The organism is Paenibacillus rhizosphaerae, from assembly GCF_014192015.1.
GTDB lineage: Bacteria > Bacillota > Bacilli > Paenibacillales > Paenibacillaceae > Paenibacillus_AQ > Paenibacillus_AQ rhizosphaerae.
Genome location: NZ_JACHXJ010000002.1, coordinates 1,115,358 through 1,134,120 on the forward strand (window position 1 = coordinate 1,115,358; position 18,763 = coordinate 1,134,120).

At 50.9% G+C, this 18,763-nt stretch carries 17 protein-coding genes; 9 read left to right on the plus strand and 8 right to left on the minus strand.

Annotation, left to right across the window (positions count from 1 at the left end; translation table 11 throughout):
• The first annotated feature begins 204 nt into the window (after positions 1–204).
• From FHS19_RS13685 to FHS19_RS13710, 6 genes are all read left to right on the plus strand, one after another.
• On the plus strand, positions 205–561 hold the full coding sequence (locus tag FHS19_RS13685) for a MarR family winged helix-turn-helix transcriptional regulator (protein WP_246426565.1): 357 nt from the start codon (positions 205–207) through the stop codon (positions 559–561).
• 66 nt (positions 562–627) lie between these two features.
• Positions 628–1,449, plus strand: a complete 822-nt coding sequence (locus FHS19_RS13690; RefSeq protein ID WP_183582335.1) for an NAD(P)H-binding protein — start codon at positions 628–630, stop codon at positions 1,447–1,449.
• Positions 1,450–1,497: 48 nt separating this feature from the next.
• On the plus strand, positions 1,498–1,980 hold the full coding sequence (locus FHS19_RS13695; protein ID WP_183582336.1) for an anthrone oxygenase family protein: 483 nt from the start codon (positions 1,498–1,500) through the stop codon (positions 1,978–1,980).
• A gap of 247 nt (positions 1,981–2,227) precedes the next feature.
• Positions 2,228–3,400 carry a cation:proton antiporter gene (locus FHS19_RS13700; protein WP_183582958.1) on the plus strand — a complete coding sequence of 391 codons (1,173 nt, stop codon included), beginning with the start codon at positions 2,228–2,230 and terminating at the stop codon, positions 3,398–3,400.
• 176 nt (positions 3,401–3,576) lie between these two features.
• Positions 3,577–4,779, plus strand: a complete 1,203-nt coding sequence (locus tag FHS19_RS13705; protein WP_183582337.1) for a macrolide family glycosyltransferase — start codon at positions 3,577–3,579, stop codon at positions 4,777–4,779.
• 184 nt (positions 4,780–4,963) lie between these two features.
• Positions 4,964–5,863 (plus strand): SDR family oxidoreductase, encoded by a 900-nt coding sequence (locus tag FHS19_RS13710; protein WP_183582338.1) that lies wholly within the window; start codon positions 4,964–4,966, stop codon positions 5,861–5,863.
• Between the two features lie 67 nt (positions 5,864–5,930).
• Here the strand turns inward: FHS19_RS13710 and FHS19_RS13715 are convergent, their stop codons facing one another.
• The 8 genes from FHS19_RS13715 to FHS19_RS13750 all read right to left on the minus strand — a co-directional run bounded on the left by FHS19_RS13715 (position 5,931) and on the right by FHS19_RS13750 (position 13,171).
• Positions 5,931–6,710 (minus strand): glycerophosphodiester phosphodiesterase, encoded by a 780-nt coding sequence (locus FHS19_RS13715; protein WP_183582339.1) that lies wholly within the window; start codon positions 6,708–6,710, stop codon positions 5,931–5,933.
• Positions 6,652–7,725 (minus strand): CehA/McbA family metallohydrolase, encoded by a 1,074-nt coding sequence (locus FHS19_RS13720; protein ID WP_183582340.1) that lies wholly within the window; start codon positions 7,723–7,725, stop codon positions 6,652–6,654. The genes FHS19_RS13715 and FHS19_RS13720 overlap by 59 nt, the downstream gene beginning before the upstream one ends.
• A complete protein-coding gene (locus FHS19_RS13725; protein WP_246426566.1) occupies positions 7,722–8,093 on the minus strand; it encodes a hypothetical protein in 372 nt (123 codons plus the stop codon). The genes FHS19_RS13720 and FHS19_RS13725 overlap by 4 nt, the downstream gene beginning before the upstream one ends.
• Positions 8,094–8,188: 95 nt before the next feature.
• On the minus strand, positions 8,189–9,034 hold the full coding sequence (locus tag FHS19_RS13730) for an ABC transporter permease (RefSeq protein ID WP_183582342.1): 846 nt from the start codon (positions 9,032–9,034) through the stop codon (positions 8,189–8,191).
• Complete coding sequence (locus FHS19_RS13735) at positions 9,031–10,194, minus strand: extracellular solute-binding protein (protein ID WP_183582343.1); 1,164 nt, start codon at positions 10,192–10,194, stop codon at positions 9,031–9,033. Before FHS19_RS13735 ends, FHS19_RS13730 begins: the two co-directional genes overlap by 4 nt.
• Before the next feature lie 54 nt (positions 10,195–10,248).
• Positions 10,249–11,274 (minus strand): ABC transporter ATP-binding protein, encoded by a 1,026-nt coding sequence (locus tag FHS19_RS13740; RefSeq protein ID WP_183582344.1) that lies wholly within the window; start codon positions 11,272–11,274, stop codon positions 10,249–10,251.
• Positions 11,275–11,307: 33 nt separating this feature from the next.
• Positions 11,308–12,132 (minus strand): ABC transporter permease, encoded by an 825-nt coding sequence (locus FHS19_RS13745; RefSeq protein ID WP_183582345.1) that lies wholly within the window; start codon positions 12,130–12,132, stop codon positions 11,308–11,310.
• A 34-nt stretch (positions 12,133–12,166) separates the two neighbouring features.
• On the minus strand, positions 12,167–13,171 hold the full coding sequence (locus FHS19_RS13750; protein WP_183582346.1) for a LacI family DNA-binding transcriptional regulator: 1,005 nt from the start codon (positions 13,169–13,171) through the stop codon (positions 12,167–12,169).
• 880 nt (positions 13,172–14,051) lie between these two features.
• On the opposite strand from FHS19_RS13750, the gene comA reads away from it, so the two are divergent.
• From comA to FHS19_RS13765, 3 genes are all read left to right on the plus strand, one after another.
• On the plus strand, positions 14,052–14,918 hold the full coding sequence (gene comA, locus FHS19_RS13755; RefSeq protein WP_183582347.1) for a phosphosulfolactate synthase: 867 nt from the start codon (positions 14,052–14,054) through the stop codon (positions 14,916–14,918).
• A gap of 254 nt (positions 14,919–15,172) precedes the next feature.
• A complete protein-coding gene (locus tag FHS19_RS13760; protein WP_183582348.1) occupies positions 15,173–16,153 on the plus strand; it encodes an aldo/keto reductase in 981 nt (326 codons plus the stop codon).
• Between the two features lie 167 nt (positions 16,154–16,320).
• Positions 16,321–18,576, plus strand: a complete 2,256-nt coding sequence (locus FHS19_RS13765; protein WP_183582349.1) for an ATP-binding cassette domain-containing protein — start codon at positions 16,321–16,323, stop codon at positions 18,574–18,576.
• Positions 18,577–18,763 lie beyond the last annotated feature (187 nt).

The window sequence follows — 18,763 nt, forward strand, 5'->3', positions numbered from 1 at the left end:
GATAGGCAATAAGGCTAGCGGGTCACAGCTCAAAATTTGCAAGTTATTTCTGATTTCCAGTCTTTACAAGCTGAAAAAAATGTATTATATTTGTTTGTGCAAACATTAATTTGAACTTTGAATCGAGGCAGCGACATGTTGGACACTTATTTTAAAGAATGCTTATATTTCACAGCCAATCGTCTCAGCAGGATTATTACCAAGATGGCCGAAGATGAGTTTGCACCGAGCGGACTTAACCCAACCTCTGCGTTTTTGATGCTGACAGTGCTGGAGAAGGACGGCATCTCCCAGAAAGAAATCGGCCAAAGCCTCCATCTTAAGCCTTCCACCATTACGCGGCTCATCGAGAGCCTTCAAGCTAAAGGACTGCTCAGCAGCCGACAGGAAGGCAGAATGTCCTTGATTTACGCAACAGACCGGGGAAGAGATCTGGAAAGTCAAATCCACGAATGTTGGCAAAAGCTGAGGCAGCGATATAACACGGTATTAAACAGTCAGGACGATGAACTCTCCCTTCAACTGAATGAAGTAAGCAACCGCTTGGAAAATGCCGAATGACATGAACATTCGGTTATTCAACCGCACAATATTTGCTTGTGCAACTAAATTTAAATTGGAGGAGATATGATGAATCAGCCAATTCTAATCGTTGGCAGTACGGGGAAAACAGGGCGTCGGGTATCGGAGAAGCTGCTGCAAAAGGGAATACCGGTCCGTTCCGGCTCGCGTTCCGCTGAGCTGCCCTTTGATTGGAACGATTCGTCCACATGGGAGCCGGTACTGCAAGGGACGAGGGCAGCGTATATTACCTATTATCCGGATTTGGCCGTTCCGGGTGCTGCTCAAGCGATCGGTTCGTTCGCGAGATTGGCCGTAGAAACCGGTGTGCGCCGGTTGGTTCTTTTGTCCGGCAGAGGTGAGGAGGAAGCTCAGCGGAGTGAACTTGCAATGCAGCATTCCGGCGCGGACTGGACGATTCTCCGCTGCAGCTGGTTTTGCCAGAATTTCAGCGAGAGCTTCCTGTATGACATGGTAAAAGCGGGAGTGGTAGCACTGCCGGCAGGAAGCGTGAGAGAACCGTTCATTGATGCTGACGATATTGCAGATGCAGCCGTCTCGGCTTTGACCGATGACCGGCATATCGGACAGCGGTATGAATTGACGGGTCCGCAGGCGGTAACTTTTGCGGAAGCTACGTCCTTGATCGCGAAAGCCTGTCAGCGGAATATTCGGTATCTCGAGCTTACTTTCGAACAATTCCTATCCATGCTTGCACAACAACAAGTAGCTGGTGAGTATGTCACGCTGCTGTCCTATTTGTTTTCCACCGTGCTGGATGGCCGAAACGAGATTCCGGCAGATGGCGTGGAGCAATTATTAGGAAGGAAGCCAAGGGATTTCTTCAACTATGCACAGCTGGCGGCCAGAGCCGGAGCTTGGAATTAAAACAATCGTTTAACATAGCGGTCCATCAAATCCTAGGAGGACATATCTGTGGTGAATTTTCTATATTATCTGACCTTTGCGTCTACGTTAGGATCCGGATTGCTGGCCGGCGTATTTTTCACATTTTCGGCATTCGTGATGACGTCGCTTTCCCGCCTTCCTGCGGATCAGAGCATATCTGCCATGCAGTCGATCAATTCGACGATACTGCAATCGTTATTTATGCTGGTCTTTATGGGGACCACCATTCTAAGCGTCGTTTTGGGAGTTGCTTCGTTCTTTAAATCAGGCACCCATAGCGCGGCCTATGTAATCATTGGCAGCTTGTTTATTTTTATCGGAGTGTTTCTGGTAACGGCCGTCTTTAATGTGCCGCTTAATAATTCTTTAGCCGCTGTGAGCCCGGGGGCTGCCGAGGGACCGCAAGTATGGAGCGAGTATATAGCCGGCTGGGTACCCTGGAATCATGTAAGGACGATCTCCTCCATCGCGGCACTGATTTCCTTTATGATCGCTATTCGTAAATGGTGAACCTGTTAAGGGTAAAAAGACAGATCATTCAGTTTGGCGAACAAATTGCATAAATGCCTCAATTCATGTATAATATAAGAAATTCATACATCGGAACACCGGAGGAGCCTGTCACGACAGGCTCTTTCTGCGTTCTTATAGGAGAGCCCTGTCGTTGACGGGCTCTTTTTGTGCCTTTTTCCGGATATGGATGGCTGAATTCACGGCTGGTCACAATATATTCATACTCGAAGGAGGCACTTAAATGTTGGAAATTATGCTATACCTGGCTATTATTTTGCTCGCTACTAAGCTGCTTGGCGATTTATTCGTCAGGATCGGTCAGCCTGCCGTTCTGGGAAAGCTCCTGGCAGGTATTCTTGTCGGCCCCGCTGTGCTTGGCTGGATTCATCCGAATGAATTTATATCCATTTTCTCTGAAATCGGCGTACTGCTGCTGATGTTTATGGCCGGTCTGGAAACCGATTTGGATCAGCTGCGAAAAAATTGGAAGTCGGCGTTTGCTGTAGCGGTTGGAGGGATTATCCTTCCGTTTGTCGGCGGTTATGGTGCAGCTTCCTTCTTCGGCCTCAGCAATAACGAGGGACTCTTTTTAGGATTGCTGCTGTGTGCCACCTCCGTTAGTATTTCCGTTCAAACCCTGAAAGAGATGGATCGGCTGAACACAAAGGAAGGCACAACGATCCTGGGCGCAGCGGTTGTGGATGATGTCATCGTCGTTGTCATGCTGGCTATTATGATGAGCTTGCTTGGTACCGGACACGACATATCCCTTGGCCTGCTTATCGGCAAAAAGCTGCTGTTCTTTGTCGTCGCCATCGTTGTCGGTTGGCTGGCCGTGCCTTGGTTTCTGAAGCTTTTTGCGCCGCTGCGGGTTACCGAGTCCGTCATCAGCGGAGCGCTTATCGTATGCTTTGCCTTATCGTATTTTGCCGATCTTATGGGTGTAGCCGCCATTATTGGCGCTTTTGCGGCGGGCATTGCCATTTCCCAGACTCCCTTCAAGCACGATGTGGAGGATCGTCTGGAGCCGGTGGCCTATTCCATCTTCGTTCCGGTGTTTTTTGTCAGCATTGGTCTCAACATTACGTTTGAAGGTGTTGCTAATCAACTGCTGTTCATGGGCGTCATTACGGTCGTGGCCATTCTGACCAAGCTGCTTGGCGGCGGGCTGGGTGCCAAGCTCACCGGATTTAACGGACGCTCATCGCTGGCGATCGGGGCCGGCATGATATCGCGCGGGGAGGTAGCCCTCATTATCGCGGCAGCGGGTCTGGAGTCCGGATTGCTGATGCAGAAATATTTCACATCCGTAGTCATTGTCGTGGTGTTGACGACACTCATCACACCGCCGTTGTTGAAGATGTTATTTTCGGGTAGGGAGGACGCTGGAGATAAACTTCAAAGAAGGGAAAAGTAAATACCCGCCTCTGAATCCGTTGAACCGTTCGCCTTTCTTGACGATCGAGTATGAACCCTGGCTATTACGGCGTTTAAGCAACGTAGATGAGACAGGGAACCTTTGGGAAGTGTTAAAATAGGGAAATGAGATATGTCGCATTTCGAAGACAGCGAATACGGAAAGGAGTATTGAATATGGCACGAGTTCTATTTATGAATTCGGGATCGGAAGGGCATATCAATCCGACGATTGGCGTTGTGCAGGAGCTGACCTCGCGTGGAGAAGAAGTGGTGTACTTTTGTATTGAAGCTTTTCGGGAGAGATTGGAGAAAGCGGGGGCGGACGTACGAACAATTGACGATCAGAAATTCATCAAAGCCTTTATCTCCGGTGGAAGAAACTATTTGCTGGAAAGGGTCAACGGTCTCTTGCTGACGGCTGATGTCGTCATCCCCAGCGTTCTTGAACAGATCCAAGGAGAGCATTTTGACTACATCATCCACGACTCCATGTTCGGCTGCGGACGTTTGCTGGCTGATATGCTTAAACTTCCCGCCATCAGCTCATGCAGCACTTTTGCAGAGTCCAAACAGTCTTTCGACCATATGATGGAACAATCTTTCATCAGCGTCCCTGAAGACATCACTAAACCGATCAACGATAAGTATCAAAGCCTGACGACAATGATCCAGCAAAAATATGGTGCAGAGATCCATTCTCCTTATGAGGCGTTTTGTAATCCTGCTCCGCTTACGATTGTCTATACAGCAAGGGAATTCCAACCGGATGGGGATACTTTTGACCCGTCGTATAAATTTGTTGGTCCATCCATCACTTCGCGATCCGTGGAAGAAGACTTTGACCTTACTGCCATTCAGGGGAAAAACCCCATTTACATTTCGCTGGGCACCGTCATGAACCAAGCACCGGATTTCTATAAGCTTTGTTTACAGGCATTTGGAAATACGGATCACCCGGTCGTCATGTCGATCGGGAATAAAACTGCGCTATCCGATTTAGGAGACATTCCGGATCACTTCATCGTAAAAAGTTACGTTCCGCAAACGGAAGTGCTGCAGTACGCCCAGCTATTTATTACACATGGCGGGATGAACAGCGCCCATGAAGGTCTTTACTACGGGGTTCCGCTCATTGTTCTCCCGCTCAGCGCGGACCAGCCGGTCATCGCGGGACAAGTCGCCCGGATCGGTGCGGGCATTACGTTAGACATGCAGAGCTTGACGACCCATCAGCTGCGGGAAGCGGCGGATCTGGTATTAAGCCGTGCTTCTTTCAAGGAAGCCGCCGCAAGTATGGGTGAATCTTTGCGCAAATCTGGTGGTTATCCGCAAGCGGTAGACGATATTTTCGAATTTAGGGATCAGCATTGGATCTAAAACCGGAACAACAGCGGCAAGATCATTCGGCAAGAGAAGATGAATCGGAATCGCAGATTTATTCGGATAATGACTTCCTCGGATTGGATTTGAACGTGGCATCTCTGGATCACAGACGCATAATCATTTTTCCATTGGATCAGGAATATATTGGCGTATCTAATGTTCCGCAGGAGGTTGGACCATGCCATTTCCCGTCTATCCTTACATCGGTAAGGAACAGCAGTGCACAGAAGTTCCGATCGTTTTTCCTCCACAGCACCAGAACCGGAGGCCAGGATATGAGTATGTGATGAATCCCCGGCCGATCTTCGATAATCCTGACTATATAGGAAATGGACGGCTGCAGAATAAGGTGGCGATTGTGACGGGAGGCGACAGCGGCATTGGCCGGGCCGTTGCAGTCGCATTTGCCAAACAGGGTGCGGATGTATTTATCCCTTATCTAAACGAGCATCAAGATGCGGCCGAAACCAAATATTACGTTCAGCAGCTGGGCCGCAGATGCGAAACGCTGGCAGTGGATTTAAGGGTAGAGGGGGCTTGCGTTAAGGCAGTGGAAGCTGCACTAGGAACTTTCGGTAAACTGGACATCCTTGTGAACAATCACGGCGTTCAATACCACCGGAACAGCATTTTGGACATCAGCCGGGATCAACTGCTGGACACGTTCCATACCAATATCATTTCTTTCTTTGAGATGATCCAAGCAGCTTTGCCTCATCTTCATCCGGGGAGCTCCATCATCAATACGACTTCGGACACAGCATTTTCGGGCATGGCGAATATGATTGACTATACCGCGACGAAAGGCGCCATCGTTTCATTAACCCGGTCTCTGTCGTTGTCGCTGTCCAAGCAGCGTATTCGGGTGAATGCCGTAGCACCCGGTCCTACCTGGACACCATTGATTCCAACCGCATTTACTGCGGAAGAGACGACCACGTTCGGCACTGATACACCGATGGGCAGGCCCGGGCAGCCGTTTGAACTGGCGCCGACCTATGTCCTGCTCGCGTCTGACGATGCATCTGCAATCTCGGGTCAAATCATGTTTGTGAACATGGGGTCGGTTGTCACCTGATGGCTGAGGCAAGACTCCCATGAATCCGTTGCTGATGAAGCGGCAAATGCAGCAAAAGGTCCCGGAATTATTCCGGGGCCTTTGTTGTTTCCGTATGCAGATTTCCCTTGAGCCGGACCAAAGCATCGACGTTCCGCGTCGTTATGGAGGCGACTCCCATACGTGCGAATCGTTCCATCAGGGTCTCCTCATTCACGGTCCACACGAAAACCGGAAGCGAGCGGGCTGCAGCCTGTTCCAAGAGTTCCTCTTTGACCAGCTGGTACGGAACGTTGAGGCCGATGCAAGCCGCGGCGGCTGCATCCTCACAGGAGCGACGGACCGCATCCCTATAATCCTGGGTTAAAAAAAGATCCGTGTCGACATTCAGCAGCTTCCTAAACTCCGGATGCGTTTGCTGCACAAGCATGGCCCGGGCGGGTCCGCATCCCGACAGCAAGACTTGGTCCGCCATCTTGTATTGATGGACGAGCGCTGCGGCCGCTGCGACGCTGTCATCGGTTTTGAGATCCAGATTCGCCGAGATACCGGCAGCCCGGACTCTATCCAGCATCTCATCCAGCCTAGCGATGGTCATTGTACCGGATTTCCCGGCGTAGTTTACGCTGAGCACCAGCTCCTGCAATTCTGCCATACTCATTTCCGAAATACGAATGAGCCTGCCGTCCTCCGCCGTCTGCCATTCATCGTCATGGGCAAGCACCGCGATACCGTCCCGGGTAACCCGGACATCTTCTTCAATGATGTCGGCGCCAAGCCGGATGCCGGTCTCGATCGAGAACAACGTATTATCGAGCGTATCCATACAGCCGCTGTGAGCCGTAATCAGTGGAAATTGTGCTGTCATTGCGCGTTATCGCACCTCCCGGTTCATCAAAAAAAATGGGGTTGGTAAAAGCAATCATCGTGTGGATCCCGCGGATCGTTCCCCACAGCTCGGCACGCACCCACCGCAATCCTTTGCGCGCAAGCGTCAAATTGCAGCCCTTGCTATCTGCAGCATAGGGGAGTTCCGATACCATACCAAGATTGCTTTGAAAGCGCAAGGTATAGATTTGTTCGGGCAGCTCCCAATGCTCTTTCCGGGTTTCGAAATCGGCAGCTGCCTGCACTTCGATGGTGTGATCCGGTGTGGTCCCCTGCGGGATGGCATCCCCGATGCCGTAAAGTCTGTTGTCTACTTTGATACCTAGATCGAGCCGCGGCCCCAGGGTAACGGAGGCTCTTCCTGCGGAAAGCGCGGCTACAGCCTTATCGGTGATCGAGCCTTTATGTTCCTCCATAAGCAGATAAGTGACGGACAGCGGTTCATCCGTCAGTTCCTGGCGGTGCCAATCCCGGCCGGAAGTTGCCGCGATTCGGAAGCCTTCGTTCAGCTTGTCGGTCCAGAGGCGAAATGCGCGGGCGTTGTTATTTTTCAGCGGAGCAAAGGTCGTGGACCACACTTCGATATAATCAAGATCATTCCAGTCACTAAGCTCGAATTCCCAATAACAGCCGGTGCACATGGGACTGCCGGGGCGAAAAGGGTGGGCCATGCCGGCGATACCGCCTTGATCGTGGACGCGGGTGAGTCCAGCGTGAATATCACCAGGACCTACCGGACGCCAATCAATATAGTCCTTCACGCCAAGCGTCACCATATGTCCGAAGAAGGTGGTCCATTCCATGCCCTGAATAATGTGCATGCCCGTCTGCCGCTCAACCGACTCTTTATTCCATAAGCCGGACATCGTGTTGTGGTCCGTCAGGGCGATGCAGTCAAAACCAAGCGCTTTTGCGCCTGCGGCCAGTTCTTCCAGGCTCTGACTGCCGTCACTGTGGAAGGTATGGGTATGAAGCTCACAAGCCATCCAGTTCATCCATGTTCCTCCTCATGCCAGATTTGCAGCGAGTAACGGCAATCGTCCGTCACGACGGCATGCAGGCTTAGGGTAACCGTCCACATGCCGGCCTGCAGCGTCCCTTTACTTAGTCCGGGAGACGATTCAAGCCCGGAAAGAAGCAGATGCTGCTCCGGATCATGGCGGTGGGCAGCCCCACGGTGACCGGTCGGATCGTCAACGGACAGCGTGATCAAATTTTTGAGCGGAAGATAGGACTCCCAGTTGGACTTGGCCTGTTCCCTGAGTTCATCCTCGACATATCGATCAAGGCCCTGCTCAATCAGCGTTCTAGCCTTGACGCCATCCTGCAGGTTTTTTGGACTATAGGAAAAATCGATTTTCATGCGGCCCCCGGAATTTTCCAGAAAAAAACGGTAAGCGATATGCGTTTTGGAGCACTCTGGTGTGACAGCTCCCTGTACATTAATGAGTAAAGTATTCATGATGAACGCACGCTTTCTTCTTTGATCATGGAGCGGATATAGAAATATCCGACAAAAGAGCAAAGCAGGAAGGTGAAGAAAGCTGTGGCCGCTGCCAATTGACGGTCCTGAAACACGCTGAAAATTTGCTCCATGGACACGCCCAGCATCTGCGGCGCATTGGGTCCAATCAGGAAGGGGGCGGTGAAGGAACCGATCACACCCATAAATACGAAGGTGAGAGCGACGAGCAGCGTCTTAAACGTCAGCGGCAGAATAAGCCGGAAAAAAATTCTCAGGCGTCCGGCACCTACATCCTTCGCGCTTTCAATGACGGCATCAGGGACGCCCGACAAGGCCGAACCCAGCAGCATCGTCGTAAACGGAATATTAAACCAAAGATTCGCGAGGATAATGCCCTTCATGTCAAATATAATCCTTGGAAAGCTGTCCGTACCCAGATGATACAAAATCCTTGCCATCCATCCATGGTTGCCGAGAAGCTGAATCAGGCCGTACGTCGCAATGACCGAGGGGATGAAGATCGGTATCATGTAGGTGCGCCGGATCCATCGTACCGCGAAGCCGTTGTTGAACCGCATGTACACAGCCAGCGAATAGCTGATAAGCAACACCAGGATGGAGGAAACAATGGTAATTTCCAAGGTGAAAATAATGTTGGAGCGCATCAATTTGTCCGTGAACAAATAGGCGTAATTGGATAAATCATACCCGCCGTTCTCATTCTTCAAGCTTTCCCGAAGCGAACTAATGATCGGGATGACGACAATCAGCACCAGCACGAGAAAGGAAGGAAGGACCATGGAAATGCCCAGGATCCCTCTTTTTATGGATTTGCTCATTGTGCAGCCACTTCGCTTTGCCAGCGTTTGTTGATGTCTTTGTCCAGATCGCCGATGTTGAACGAACGGAATCCTTCGGAAGCGCCTTTAAAGGAATCCTGAACTTCCTGCGACATGTTCGTCAGCTTGATGCCCGGGAAGCCGTGCATTTTATCGACGACCACATTCTGGGCTTCAGGCGACAGCACAAAATCCAGGAATTTGTACACGGCGTCCTTCTTCTCGGATAACTTCGGAACCATCAAGTAAGTCGGCCCGCCGTTAAATCCAGGCGTGATTTGCGTGATTTTTGTCGTTTCCGGAAGCTGTCCTTTGTCCAGCTGATCCAGCACCATGTCGGACCAGGCCGGAATCATGTCGACTTCGCCGCTCGTCAGCAGATCAAGCGTGCCTTGGTTTTTCTTCGGATAGATGCCTTTGCCATACATGTATTTGCCCAGATCCTTTAAGAGGGAGAATCCTTGATCCCATTGGCTTTCAATGCTGGGATCCGTATTATGAATCGCATCTTCGGGCAAAAAATTGTAAATGCTGGTCGTGACGAAGGAGCTTCCTGCACCGCCGGTTGACGGATCGTTGTAGGCAAACCGCTCCGGATGGCTGCGGATCCATTCATATACGTCGTCCAGCGTTTTCGGCACATCTTTGACGGTTTCGCTGTTATAGGCAAGGACGACCGCCGAGGAACGGTAAGGGATCGCGAGGTTAGACACATCGTTCAGTGTATTTTGGTCCACGTTGTTCAAATTGGGAATATGGTCCGTACTTAAATTGTCCCATAAATCGTCTTTTTGCCCTTTGGTCACCACGCCCAGGCCATCTTCAAAGAGGTCAATATCACCCGAGCCTTTGCCGGATTGTTTCGCGGCAAGGATGCGGTCGTAGGTCGGCTGCGCTCCTGTACCCGACGGCACGTATACGGCTTTAACCTTGATATCGGGATTCTTTTCTTCGAACATCGGAATCAAATTTTTCCACAAATCGTCCACGTTCTGTGATCCGGAATAATAAAACGAAAATTCGACCTGTTTGCTTGACGTATCTGTACCTTCAGCAGCTGAACTCGTGCCGCTGTCCTTGCTGCTGCCGCAGCCGGACAGCAGGGAAGCAGCGAGGACAAAGGAAGTAACAAATGCAAATGCCGATTTCTTATTCAACATGGAAGTAAACCCTCCTAAAAGTTGTAAAGTTGGTTGATCCGGTTTTGCCTTGCCTTACGGATAAGCGATTACCTTAGCAAACTGAACGGACAGGGACTGCCCGTTAGACAGTTCTTTGATTTGATCGCGCGCCTGGAAGGCACGGATAGTGCCATAACCTTGCAAATCGACGGAAACTTCGGCATAATGCCCGAGGATCATGATTTGCTTGACGATGCCCGGCAGACCGCTGCCGCCGGCCTGATCCAGAATAATATCTTCCGGCCTTACGGCGACCGTGACATCGCCCGAGAGACGGGAGGGATTCGGGAAACGGAGAGAACCAACCGTAATTTGATCTGCGTCAATCACCCCCTTTACGAAGTTCATTTTCCCGATGAACTGAGCTACATAGAGCGATTTCGGCATATCGTAGATCTCCTGAGGGGATGCGATCTGTTCAATGTTGCCGTGATTCATGACGACAATCCGGTCCGAAATCGATAACGCCTCTTCCTGATCGTGGGTAACAAAAACCATGGTCAGGCCGGTATTGGCCTGGATTTCCCGCAGTTCCTCGCGCATCTCGTGCCGAAGCTTCGCATCCAGCGCCGAGAAAGGCTCATCGAGCAGCAAGACGGCGGGATTCAGCAGGAGCGACCTGGCAACGGCAATCCGCTGCTGCTGGCCTCCGGACAGCTGTGCCGGGAATTTGCTCCCGGCGCCTGGAAGACGAACCAGCTCCAGGACGTCCTGAATCGCTTTTTCCCTGTCCCTCTTTTTGATTTTGCGGATTTTAAGGCCAAACGCGAGGTTATCGTGGACGGACATATGCGGCCACAAATTGTAGCCTTGAAATACCATGGAGGTGGGCCGTTTTTCCGGCGGGACCTTGACCACGCTCTTTCCCTCGATCAAGATGTCTCCTGCGTCCGGCTCCAGAAAACCGCCGATGCTGCGCAGCACCGTGGTCTTGCCGCATCCGGAAGGCCCAAGCAGGGTGATCAGCTCTCCTTTCTTCACGTCCAGCGAGATATCCGATACGCCATCGCCGGTTTTATAGCGTTTGGACAGGTTTTGAATCGATAATTGAATGTTCATAGGGACCTCCTTTATGCATCTATCGCGATCTATTTATTTGATCTGGAAACCGCTCGCCAGCACGTCCGCACTGACAAAACGCTGGGCAGCGACCAGCAGAATAATGGAAGGCGCCGTTAAAATGATGGAGAAAACCGCGCCGGCATACGCCGGATAATCGCTGATGATCGAATACATCACGATCGGCATCGTTTTGAAATCAGGAATACCGACCAGAAAGGTGCCCTGCGCTTCATCGAGGGAATTCAAAAAGGTGAAGATCGAAGCCACCAGGATCCCGGGCAGGGCCATCGGCAGCGTAATGCTCCGGAACACGCGGAACGGGCTGGCGCCGACATCTCTCGCGGATTCTTCCTGCGCCGTATGAACGTTCCGAAACGCGGAGGTCGGAATCCAGGTCATGAACATCAGCACATTAATAATGTGGATCAGGATGACCCCCGCCAGCGTGTTCATCAGGCCAAACTTGTAGAACAGCACGGCGATCGAGACGTATAGGCCCATTTTGGGGAAAGCATGGGTGAGAAGGAAGGAGAACAGGAAAAAACGGCTTAGCGGAAAACGGATCCGCGCAAATGCGTACGCCGCCGGGATGCAGAGCACGATCGATATGGCCGTCACAAGCGCCGCGATAACAAAGGAAAGCCCGATGGATTTGGCGATGTCCTGCTGCTGAAAGACGAAGGTCCACCATTTCAGCGACCAAACGGAGGGAAGCAGATCGGGATAATTCCATTTACCTGTGAAGGCCAGAATCGCCAAGTTGAGCAGTGGCCCCATAAAGAAGATGACAAACACGGCAAGTGCGACAAATTCAAAGATTTTCTTTGGTCCGATGGCTTTGAAATACCAGCGCATGGATCAGACTCCTTTCGTTTTGACTGATATGGATTTACGTAGATTGACGAATAATCAGTTCAGGTACCAGCTCGATATCCAACTCGTTAACCGGCTGCTGGTCGATCAGCTTGTCCAGGATGGTGCAGGCGGTTCTGCCCATCGCTTCGGTGTCCACCCTGATCGTCGTTAGGGAAGGCGTATAAATGGAGGCGACGTCGATGCCATCAAAACCGATGACAGCCACTTGGTCCGGAATGCGGACCGATTGCTCGATCAGAAACTTCATCGCGCCGAGCGCTATCATGTCATTCGTCGCAAAGAGGGCTGTATAGCCTCCTGCCTTGAAATCAGGCCAGTGCTGCCGCATCATTTCGTATCCTTGATCAAAAGTAGAGGCCTGCGGGTAGGCGAGCGATGACGGATCGAGAGGAGATCCAATACTATGCAAATAATCGCGAAAGCCATGTAACCTTAAATAATGGCTCCGGTGGGTCTGCGGCCCGGCCAGCACGAAGATTTGCCTGTGCCCCAGACCGGTCAAATATTCGGCTGCCATCATGCCTCCGTCCTGATCCCGGTTGACGACATGTACCACATTGTCGACATCGGTGGAGCCGTTCACCATGACGTAAGGAATGCCGAAGTTGTGAATATAATCGATCACATTTTGCTGCAGCCGGCTGATCAGAATGAGTCCGTCCACGCGTTTCTCCAGCATGAAATCGGCGGATCGAAGCGACATCTCATGATCCGTCGTCACAAAGACGGAATAGTTCATGCGCGCTGCGGTCGCCAGAATGGCATCCACAATTTTGCCGTAAAACGGATGGGAGGCAATCGGGTACTCCTTGCGGTAAATCAGGACTCCGATGTTGTGCGTCCGCTGGGATACCATGGCCCTGGCTACAGCGTTCGGTTTGTATTGCAGTTCTTCAATGACTTTGAGTACCGCGTCCCTTGTTTCCGGGTGGATATAACCTTTTCCCGAAATAACTCTGGACACGGTTGACTTGGAGACCCCGGCCAACTGAGCAATTTCCCTGATCGTATGACTCATATCTAACCCCGCTTTCTGAATGTGAGACCGTTCCCACATTCCAAGATTAACTCGGGAATGTAAGCCGCGTATGAAACGAATTGACGATCATTATAAAAGCCAATCTCGATGAAAGCCCTTTAATAATCCATATTTAGGGAAAATCACATTAGAACTGCTTCCTTCAGCTTTAAATCCGCAATGGGCAGTCTCGTGCCCGAAACTCTTCAAGGCTCAATACATGAATGCTTGAACTCATTTCGGTCCGGACAGAACGATCTCAGTTGGATAACCATGAGTTTTGTAAAATGTCCGATTGTAAAGCATACGTAAAATTTTTTTTGAAAATAATCATGACGGTTAGCAGGAAGATGAAGAAAAGATGGAGAGGAATGTGATGGCTGTACACATGTAAACAGAGAAGAGAGGGGGAGAGAGTCTGAGTTCATTGGGTTATATCGTAGGCTTTCATACATAGACTTTAATCAACCGGCTCGTACAATAAGATTCAGAGGTATTCCCTAGTATTCACTATTAACGTACCCATAGTCCGAAAGCTTAAGGAAGCGCGGGCTATGGGTATTTTTGCGGCCGTCCGGAAACGGATATTTGACGCTCTATGGATGGACGAGGCATGAAGCCGATTTTTATAAAATAAAATGGGCTGTAACGATCAATCCGGGCGCGAACGGTTACCGGCTGCCTACAGAAGAGGAATACCGTCCGCGGGAATAGGAGGGAAAGCCCTCTTTTTTTGTTTGGGAGCTAACCGCCGAATTCTCCGAAGCATTCGTAGAGGAATGATCACCCGGACCTGGGCACGTGTCATGCCCCCTCCGCATATGATATGCATGTCATGGGATTCAAACGACAAACCAAAAAGAATTGAGGGAGATCCAACATGAACAACTCCATGCGTGCAGTGTGGCCCAGGGAGTTACGTGACCCGAGCGGGACCCGCGACGATTCCAATAAGGAAAAGAAAGACGCAGCCGTCTCTCGGGATCCGGACCGGGGGTTGACGATGGTCATCGATAAAGGCCTCGGCAGAAATACGTTCGCAGATGTGATCGAAACCGCATCGCCTTACATTGACTGCATCAAGTTTGGATTTGGAACGGCCCCGCTGTATAGGACGGATATGCTCCTGTATAAAATCGACCTGGCCAAACAGCACGGCATATCCGTGATGACAGGCGGCACCTTGCTGGAAATTGCCGTTCAGCAGGATATCGTGCCTGCGTTCTTTGATACCGTGTGCAGTCTTGGTTTTAATGCGCTTGAAGTATCCGACGGTACGATCGAACTGTCCCGCCAAAAACGTACGGAGCTGATCCGGGAAGGAAAGAAGCGCGGACTACGGGTTTTTTCCGAATTTGGCAAGAAGCTGTCCGGTTCCTTGATTGATGCCGCTATTCTTGCAGATACCGTGGAATTGGACCTGGCTGCAGGCGCCGAATTTGTTACGGTCGAAGCCCGCGAGTCGGGGGTCAGCGTCGGTATTTTTGACAAACACGGGGAATGCAGGGAAGATGTGATTGACGACATCCTCAAATTCGTCCCGGATCACCGGACACTGATTTGGGAGGCGCCCCTTAAAAACCAACAGGCCATGCTCCTGCACAAATTCGGTTCCAATGTTCACTTGGGAAATATCGCTCCGACCGAAGTGATGGCCCTCGAGACACTCCGGCGCGGACTTCGCCAAGACACGTTTGAGTTCGGACTCAAGGAGAAAGCGCCGGAAGAATTTTGTTATATGATTTAAGTTAAATGATGCCGCGTAAATCGCGGCTTATTTTTTTACGTGCCAAAACTCCATGTGGTGTGATTCATGATCAGCAAAACGATTCTGTTCCTATTGACCCACTGCTCATTTTAACGAATAATGAACAATATTAATAAATTTGTTCAGTAATAAACAAATCGCGTATATTTATCAATTGCATGTTCGTTCATGGGAATAATAATGGAAGTCGACGATTAGCGCTTACATAACAATCCGAAACGGAGGCCTGAGATATGGATTACATCAAGCTCGGTAATACGGGTATGGATGTCTCGCGGATATGCCTTGGATGTATGAGCTTTGGCGAAGTGCAGCCGGGAGGGCATCAATGGGTGCTTGATGAGGAGCGAAGCCGCCCGGTCATAAAAAGGGCGCTTGAGCTTGGGATCAACTTTTTTGATACAGCGAATGTCTATTCCGGGGGAACCAGCGAAGAGATCACTGGACGCGCTTTAAAGGATTATGCGAATCGGGACGAGATTGTCCTCGCCACGAAGGTCTGGGGACGCATGCATCAAGGTCCCAACGGCGGGGGACTTTCCCGGAAGGCGATTATGAGCGAAATTGATAAAAGCCTGAAAAGACTAGGGACCGACTATGTGGATCTCTACATCATCCACCGCTGGGATTACAACACGCCGATCGAAGAAACCATGGAAGCCCTGCATGATGTAGTGAAGGCCGGAAAGGCCAGATATATCGGTGCTTCCGCCATGTATGCGTGGCAGTTTCAAAAAGCGCTGCATACGGCGGAGAAGCATGGATGGACTCGTTTTGTCTCTATGCAAAATCACCTGAACCTTATTTATCGTGAAGAGGAACGGGAGATGATGCCGCTGTGTAAGGATCAAAAAATAGCGGTGACCCCTTACAGTCCATTAGCATCAGGAAGATTGATCCGTGATTGGTCGGAAACGACGCACAGATCGGAGACCGATCAAATCCAAAAATCCAAGTACGATGCGACTGCGGATGTAGACCGGCTGGTCGTTGAACGAGTAGCTTCGATTGCAGAGAAACGCGGTGTACCCCGTATCCATATCGCCCTTGCATGGCTGCTGCAAAAGGAATCGGTAGCTGCACCAATCATAGGGGCGACGAAAATCGGCCAGGTCGAAGATGCTGTAGGTGCGCTATCCGTCAAATTAACTCCGGAAGAGATTGCATTTCTGGAAGAGCCATATGTTCCGCATCCGGTCGTTGGAGCACAGTAAAACGTAAAGGCAGCTCACTCGTTGAGCTGCCTTTTCTTTGTATGGATCTCCGGATTGTTCCATCTGCTAAGATATCTTTTGCATGAATCATAGACTTTCTTTAGACGATGAATGGTACAATACGAATGGAATAAATAGAAACGATCACGAACGGAAGGATGTTAGCCATGAGCGAATCGAATCAGGAATATATCGTCATCTCGGCTGCGAGGGAAAACAATCTCAAAAACGTTTCCCTGCAAATACCCAAGCGAAAAATTTCGATCTTCACCGGGGTATCCGGATCCGGCAAGTCATCGATCGTCTTCGATACGATTGCCGCAGAATCTACGCGATTGCTGAATGAGAACTTCAGTATGTTCGTGCGAACGTTCCTGCCCAAATATCCGCAGCCGGATGCGGATGCAATCGAAAACCTGAGCATGGCTGTCATTGTCGATCAGAAGCGGCTGGGCGGAGGATCCCACTCCACGATGGGCACCATTACCGATATTTCTCCCATTCTCCGGCTGCTCTTTTCCAGAGTGGGCCGGCCTTATGTTGGCGGAGCGAACATGTTCTCGTTTAACGATCCGCAAGGCATGTGTCCCGAATGTAACGGAATCGGCCGCAGCCTCGGTGTCGACATGAGCAAAGCGGTGGATATGTCCAAATCGCTCCGGGAAGGGGCCATTATGCTGCCGGGCTATACGGTGGACGGATGGGAATGGAACATGCTTATCCAGTCGGGTTCCTTTGATCCGGAAATGAAGCTCAGCGACTATTCGGATGAAAATCTGGAGCAGCTGCTGTATGGCAAGGCGAGGAAAGTGAAAATGGATTTCGCCGGTAAGGCAACCAATATTACCGTTGAAGGCGTGATCGAGAAGTTCACCAACAAATACATCAAACAGGACGTCAAGACAAAATCCGAACGAACACAGCAAACCGTTGCTCCGTACATCACCGAGGGGCCTTGCTCCAGCTGCCATGGCGCAAGACTTAGCCAAGCGGCGCTGGGCTGCAAAATTAACGGACACAACATTGCGGAGTTATCTTCCATGGAAGTCGGACATCTCATCCGCGTAATTCGGGAGATTGACGATGCCTCAGCGGCCCCGATGGTTAAGTCGCTAACGGAACGGCTGCAGCATCTGGTGGATATCGGTCTCGACTATTTGACGCTGGACCGCGAGACGGATACCTTATCCGGCGGCGAGTCGCAGCGCGTCAAAATGGTGAAGCACTTGAGCGGGAGCCTGGTGGATGTCACTTATATTTTCGATGAACCCAGTGTCGGACTCCACCCCCGCGATGTGCACCGGTTAAATGAACTGCTTCAGAAGCTGCGCGATAAAGGCAACACGGTGCTGGTGGTTGAGCATGATCCCGACGTTATCAAGGTGGCGGATCATATCGTCGACGTCGGTCCCCATGCCGGCAGCCGCGGAGGAACCATCGTCTATGAAGGAAGCTACCCTGGTCTGCTGGAATCCGGCACATTGACGGGTACACATATGAAGCGTCAGCTCCAGCTGAAGCAAGATTGCAGGCAGCCTTCCGGAAAGCTGTCGATCCGAGATGCCAATCTGCATAATTTGCAGAACGTAAACGTCGATATTCCGACCGGCGTGCTGAACGTCGTGACCGGCGTCGCCGGCTCTGGGAAAAGCACCTTGATTAACGACGTATTCCTCAGTCAGCATCCGGACGCCATCGTCATCGATCAATCGGCAATCGGCGTGTCGACACGCTCGAATCCCGCGACCTACACGGGCATATTGGATGATGTGCGCAAGGCGTTTGCTTCCGCGAACAAGGTAAGTCCAAGCTTATTCAGCTTCAACTCCAAGGGGGCCTGCGAGAATTGCCAAGGGCTGGGCGTTGTGTACATGGACCTCTCCTTCCTCGAGAGCGTAAAGCTGCCATGCGAGGTTTGTGGTGGGAAACGATTTAAAGAAGAAGTGCTTGCGTACAAGCTGAATGGCAAGTCTATAGCCGAAGTACTGGAGATGACGGTGGAGCAGGCTTTGGAATTTTTCCAGATCAAAGAGGTTGTCCGCAAACTTCAGGCCATGAACGATGTGGGACTGAACTACATCACCCTCGGCCAGCCGCTCAGCACGCTCTCTGGCGGGGAATGCCAGCGTATCAAGCTGGCTAGCGAGCTGCATAAGAAAGGAAGCATCTACGTGATGGACGAGCCGACGACCGGCCTGCATATGTCGGATATCGGTCACCTGCTCGGGATCATGAACCGCCTGGTGGATGCCGGAAATACGGTGATCGTCATTGAGCATAACCTGGAAGTCATCAGCCAAGCGGACTGGATTATCGATATGGGACCGGACGGGGGCAGCAAGGGCGGACAGGTGGTATTCGAAGGCACGCCTAAGGAGATCATCCATGCGGAGCAGTCGATCACGGGAAAATACTTGAGATAATCACCCAATAAACAAACGGAAACGTAAAAAACCAATCCTATCTTCTGATAAGGCCGCGTAAATCGCGGCTTATATCAGATATAAGAGAGTATTAAGCCCGGAGACAGGGTCTCCTGATAAATTTGTTTTCGGGATAAAATCAAAGTTATTCTGCGACGGCTTGATCAAGATTTGCTGGCCGGCAATT

Coding starts and splice junctions, on each gene's coding strand:
- FHS19_RS13745 (WP_183582345.1), bottom strand. CDS start 12,132: ATGCGCTGGTATTTCAAAGCCATCGGACCAAAGAAAATCTTTGAATTT.
- FHS19_RS13725 (WP_246426566.1), bottom strand. CDS start 8,093: ATGAAAATCGATTTTTCCTATAGTCCAAAAAACCTGCAGGATGGCGTC.
- FHS19_RS13760 (WP_183582348.1), top strand. CDS start 15,173: ATGGATTACATCAAGCTCGGTAATACGGGTATGGATGTCTCGCGGATA.
- FHS19_RS13750 (WP_183582346.1), bottom strand. CDS start 13,171: ATGAGTCATACGATCAGGGAAATTGCTCAGTTGGCCGGGGTCTCCAAG.
- FHS19_RS13740 (WP_183582344.1), bottom strand. CDS start 11,274: ATGAACATTCAATTATCGATTCAAAACCTGTCCAAACGCTATAAAACC.
- FHS19_RS13705 (WP_183582337.1), top strand. CDS start 3,577: ATGGCACGAGTTCTATTTATGAATTCGGGATCGGAAGGGCATATCAAT.
- FHS19_RS13710 (WP_183582338.1), top strand. CDS start 4,964: ATGCCATTTCCCGTCTATCCTTACATCGGTAAGGAACAGCAGTGCACA.
- FHS19_RS13735 (WP_183582343.1), bottom strand. CDS start 10,194: ATGTTGAATAAGAAATCGGCATTTGCATTTGTTACTTCCTTTGTCCTC.
- FHS19_RS13715 (WP_183582339.1), bottom strand. CDS start 6,710: ATGACAGCACAATTTCCACTGATTACGGCTCACAGCGGCTGTATGGAT.
- FHS19_RS13690 (WP_183582335.1), top strand. CDS start 628: ATGATGAATCAGCCAATTCTAATCGTTGGCAGTACGGGGAAAACAGGG.
- comA (WP_183582347.1), top strand. CDS start 14,052: ATGAACAACTCCATGCGTGCAGTGTGGCCCAGGGAGTTACGTGACCCG.
- FHS19_RS13685 (WP_246426565.1), top strand. CDS start 205: ATGGCCGAAGATGAGTTTGCACCGAGCGGACTTAACCCAACCTCTGCG.
- FHS19_RS13730 (WP_183582342.1), bottom strand. CDS start 9,034: ATGAGCAAATCCATAAAAAGAGGGATCCTGGGCATTTCCATGGTCCTT.
- FHS19_RS13765 (WP_183582349.1), top strand. CDS start 16,321: ATGAGCGAATCGAATCAGGAATATATCGTCATCTCGGCTGCGAGGGAA.
- FHS19_RS13720 (WP_183582340.1), bottom strand. CDS start 7,725: ATGAACTGGATGGCTTGTGAGCTTCATACCCATACCTTCCACAGTGAC.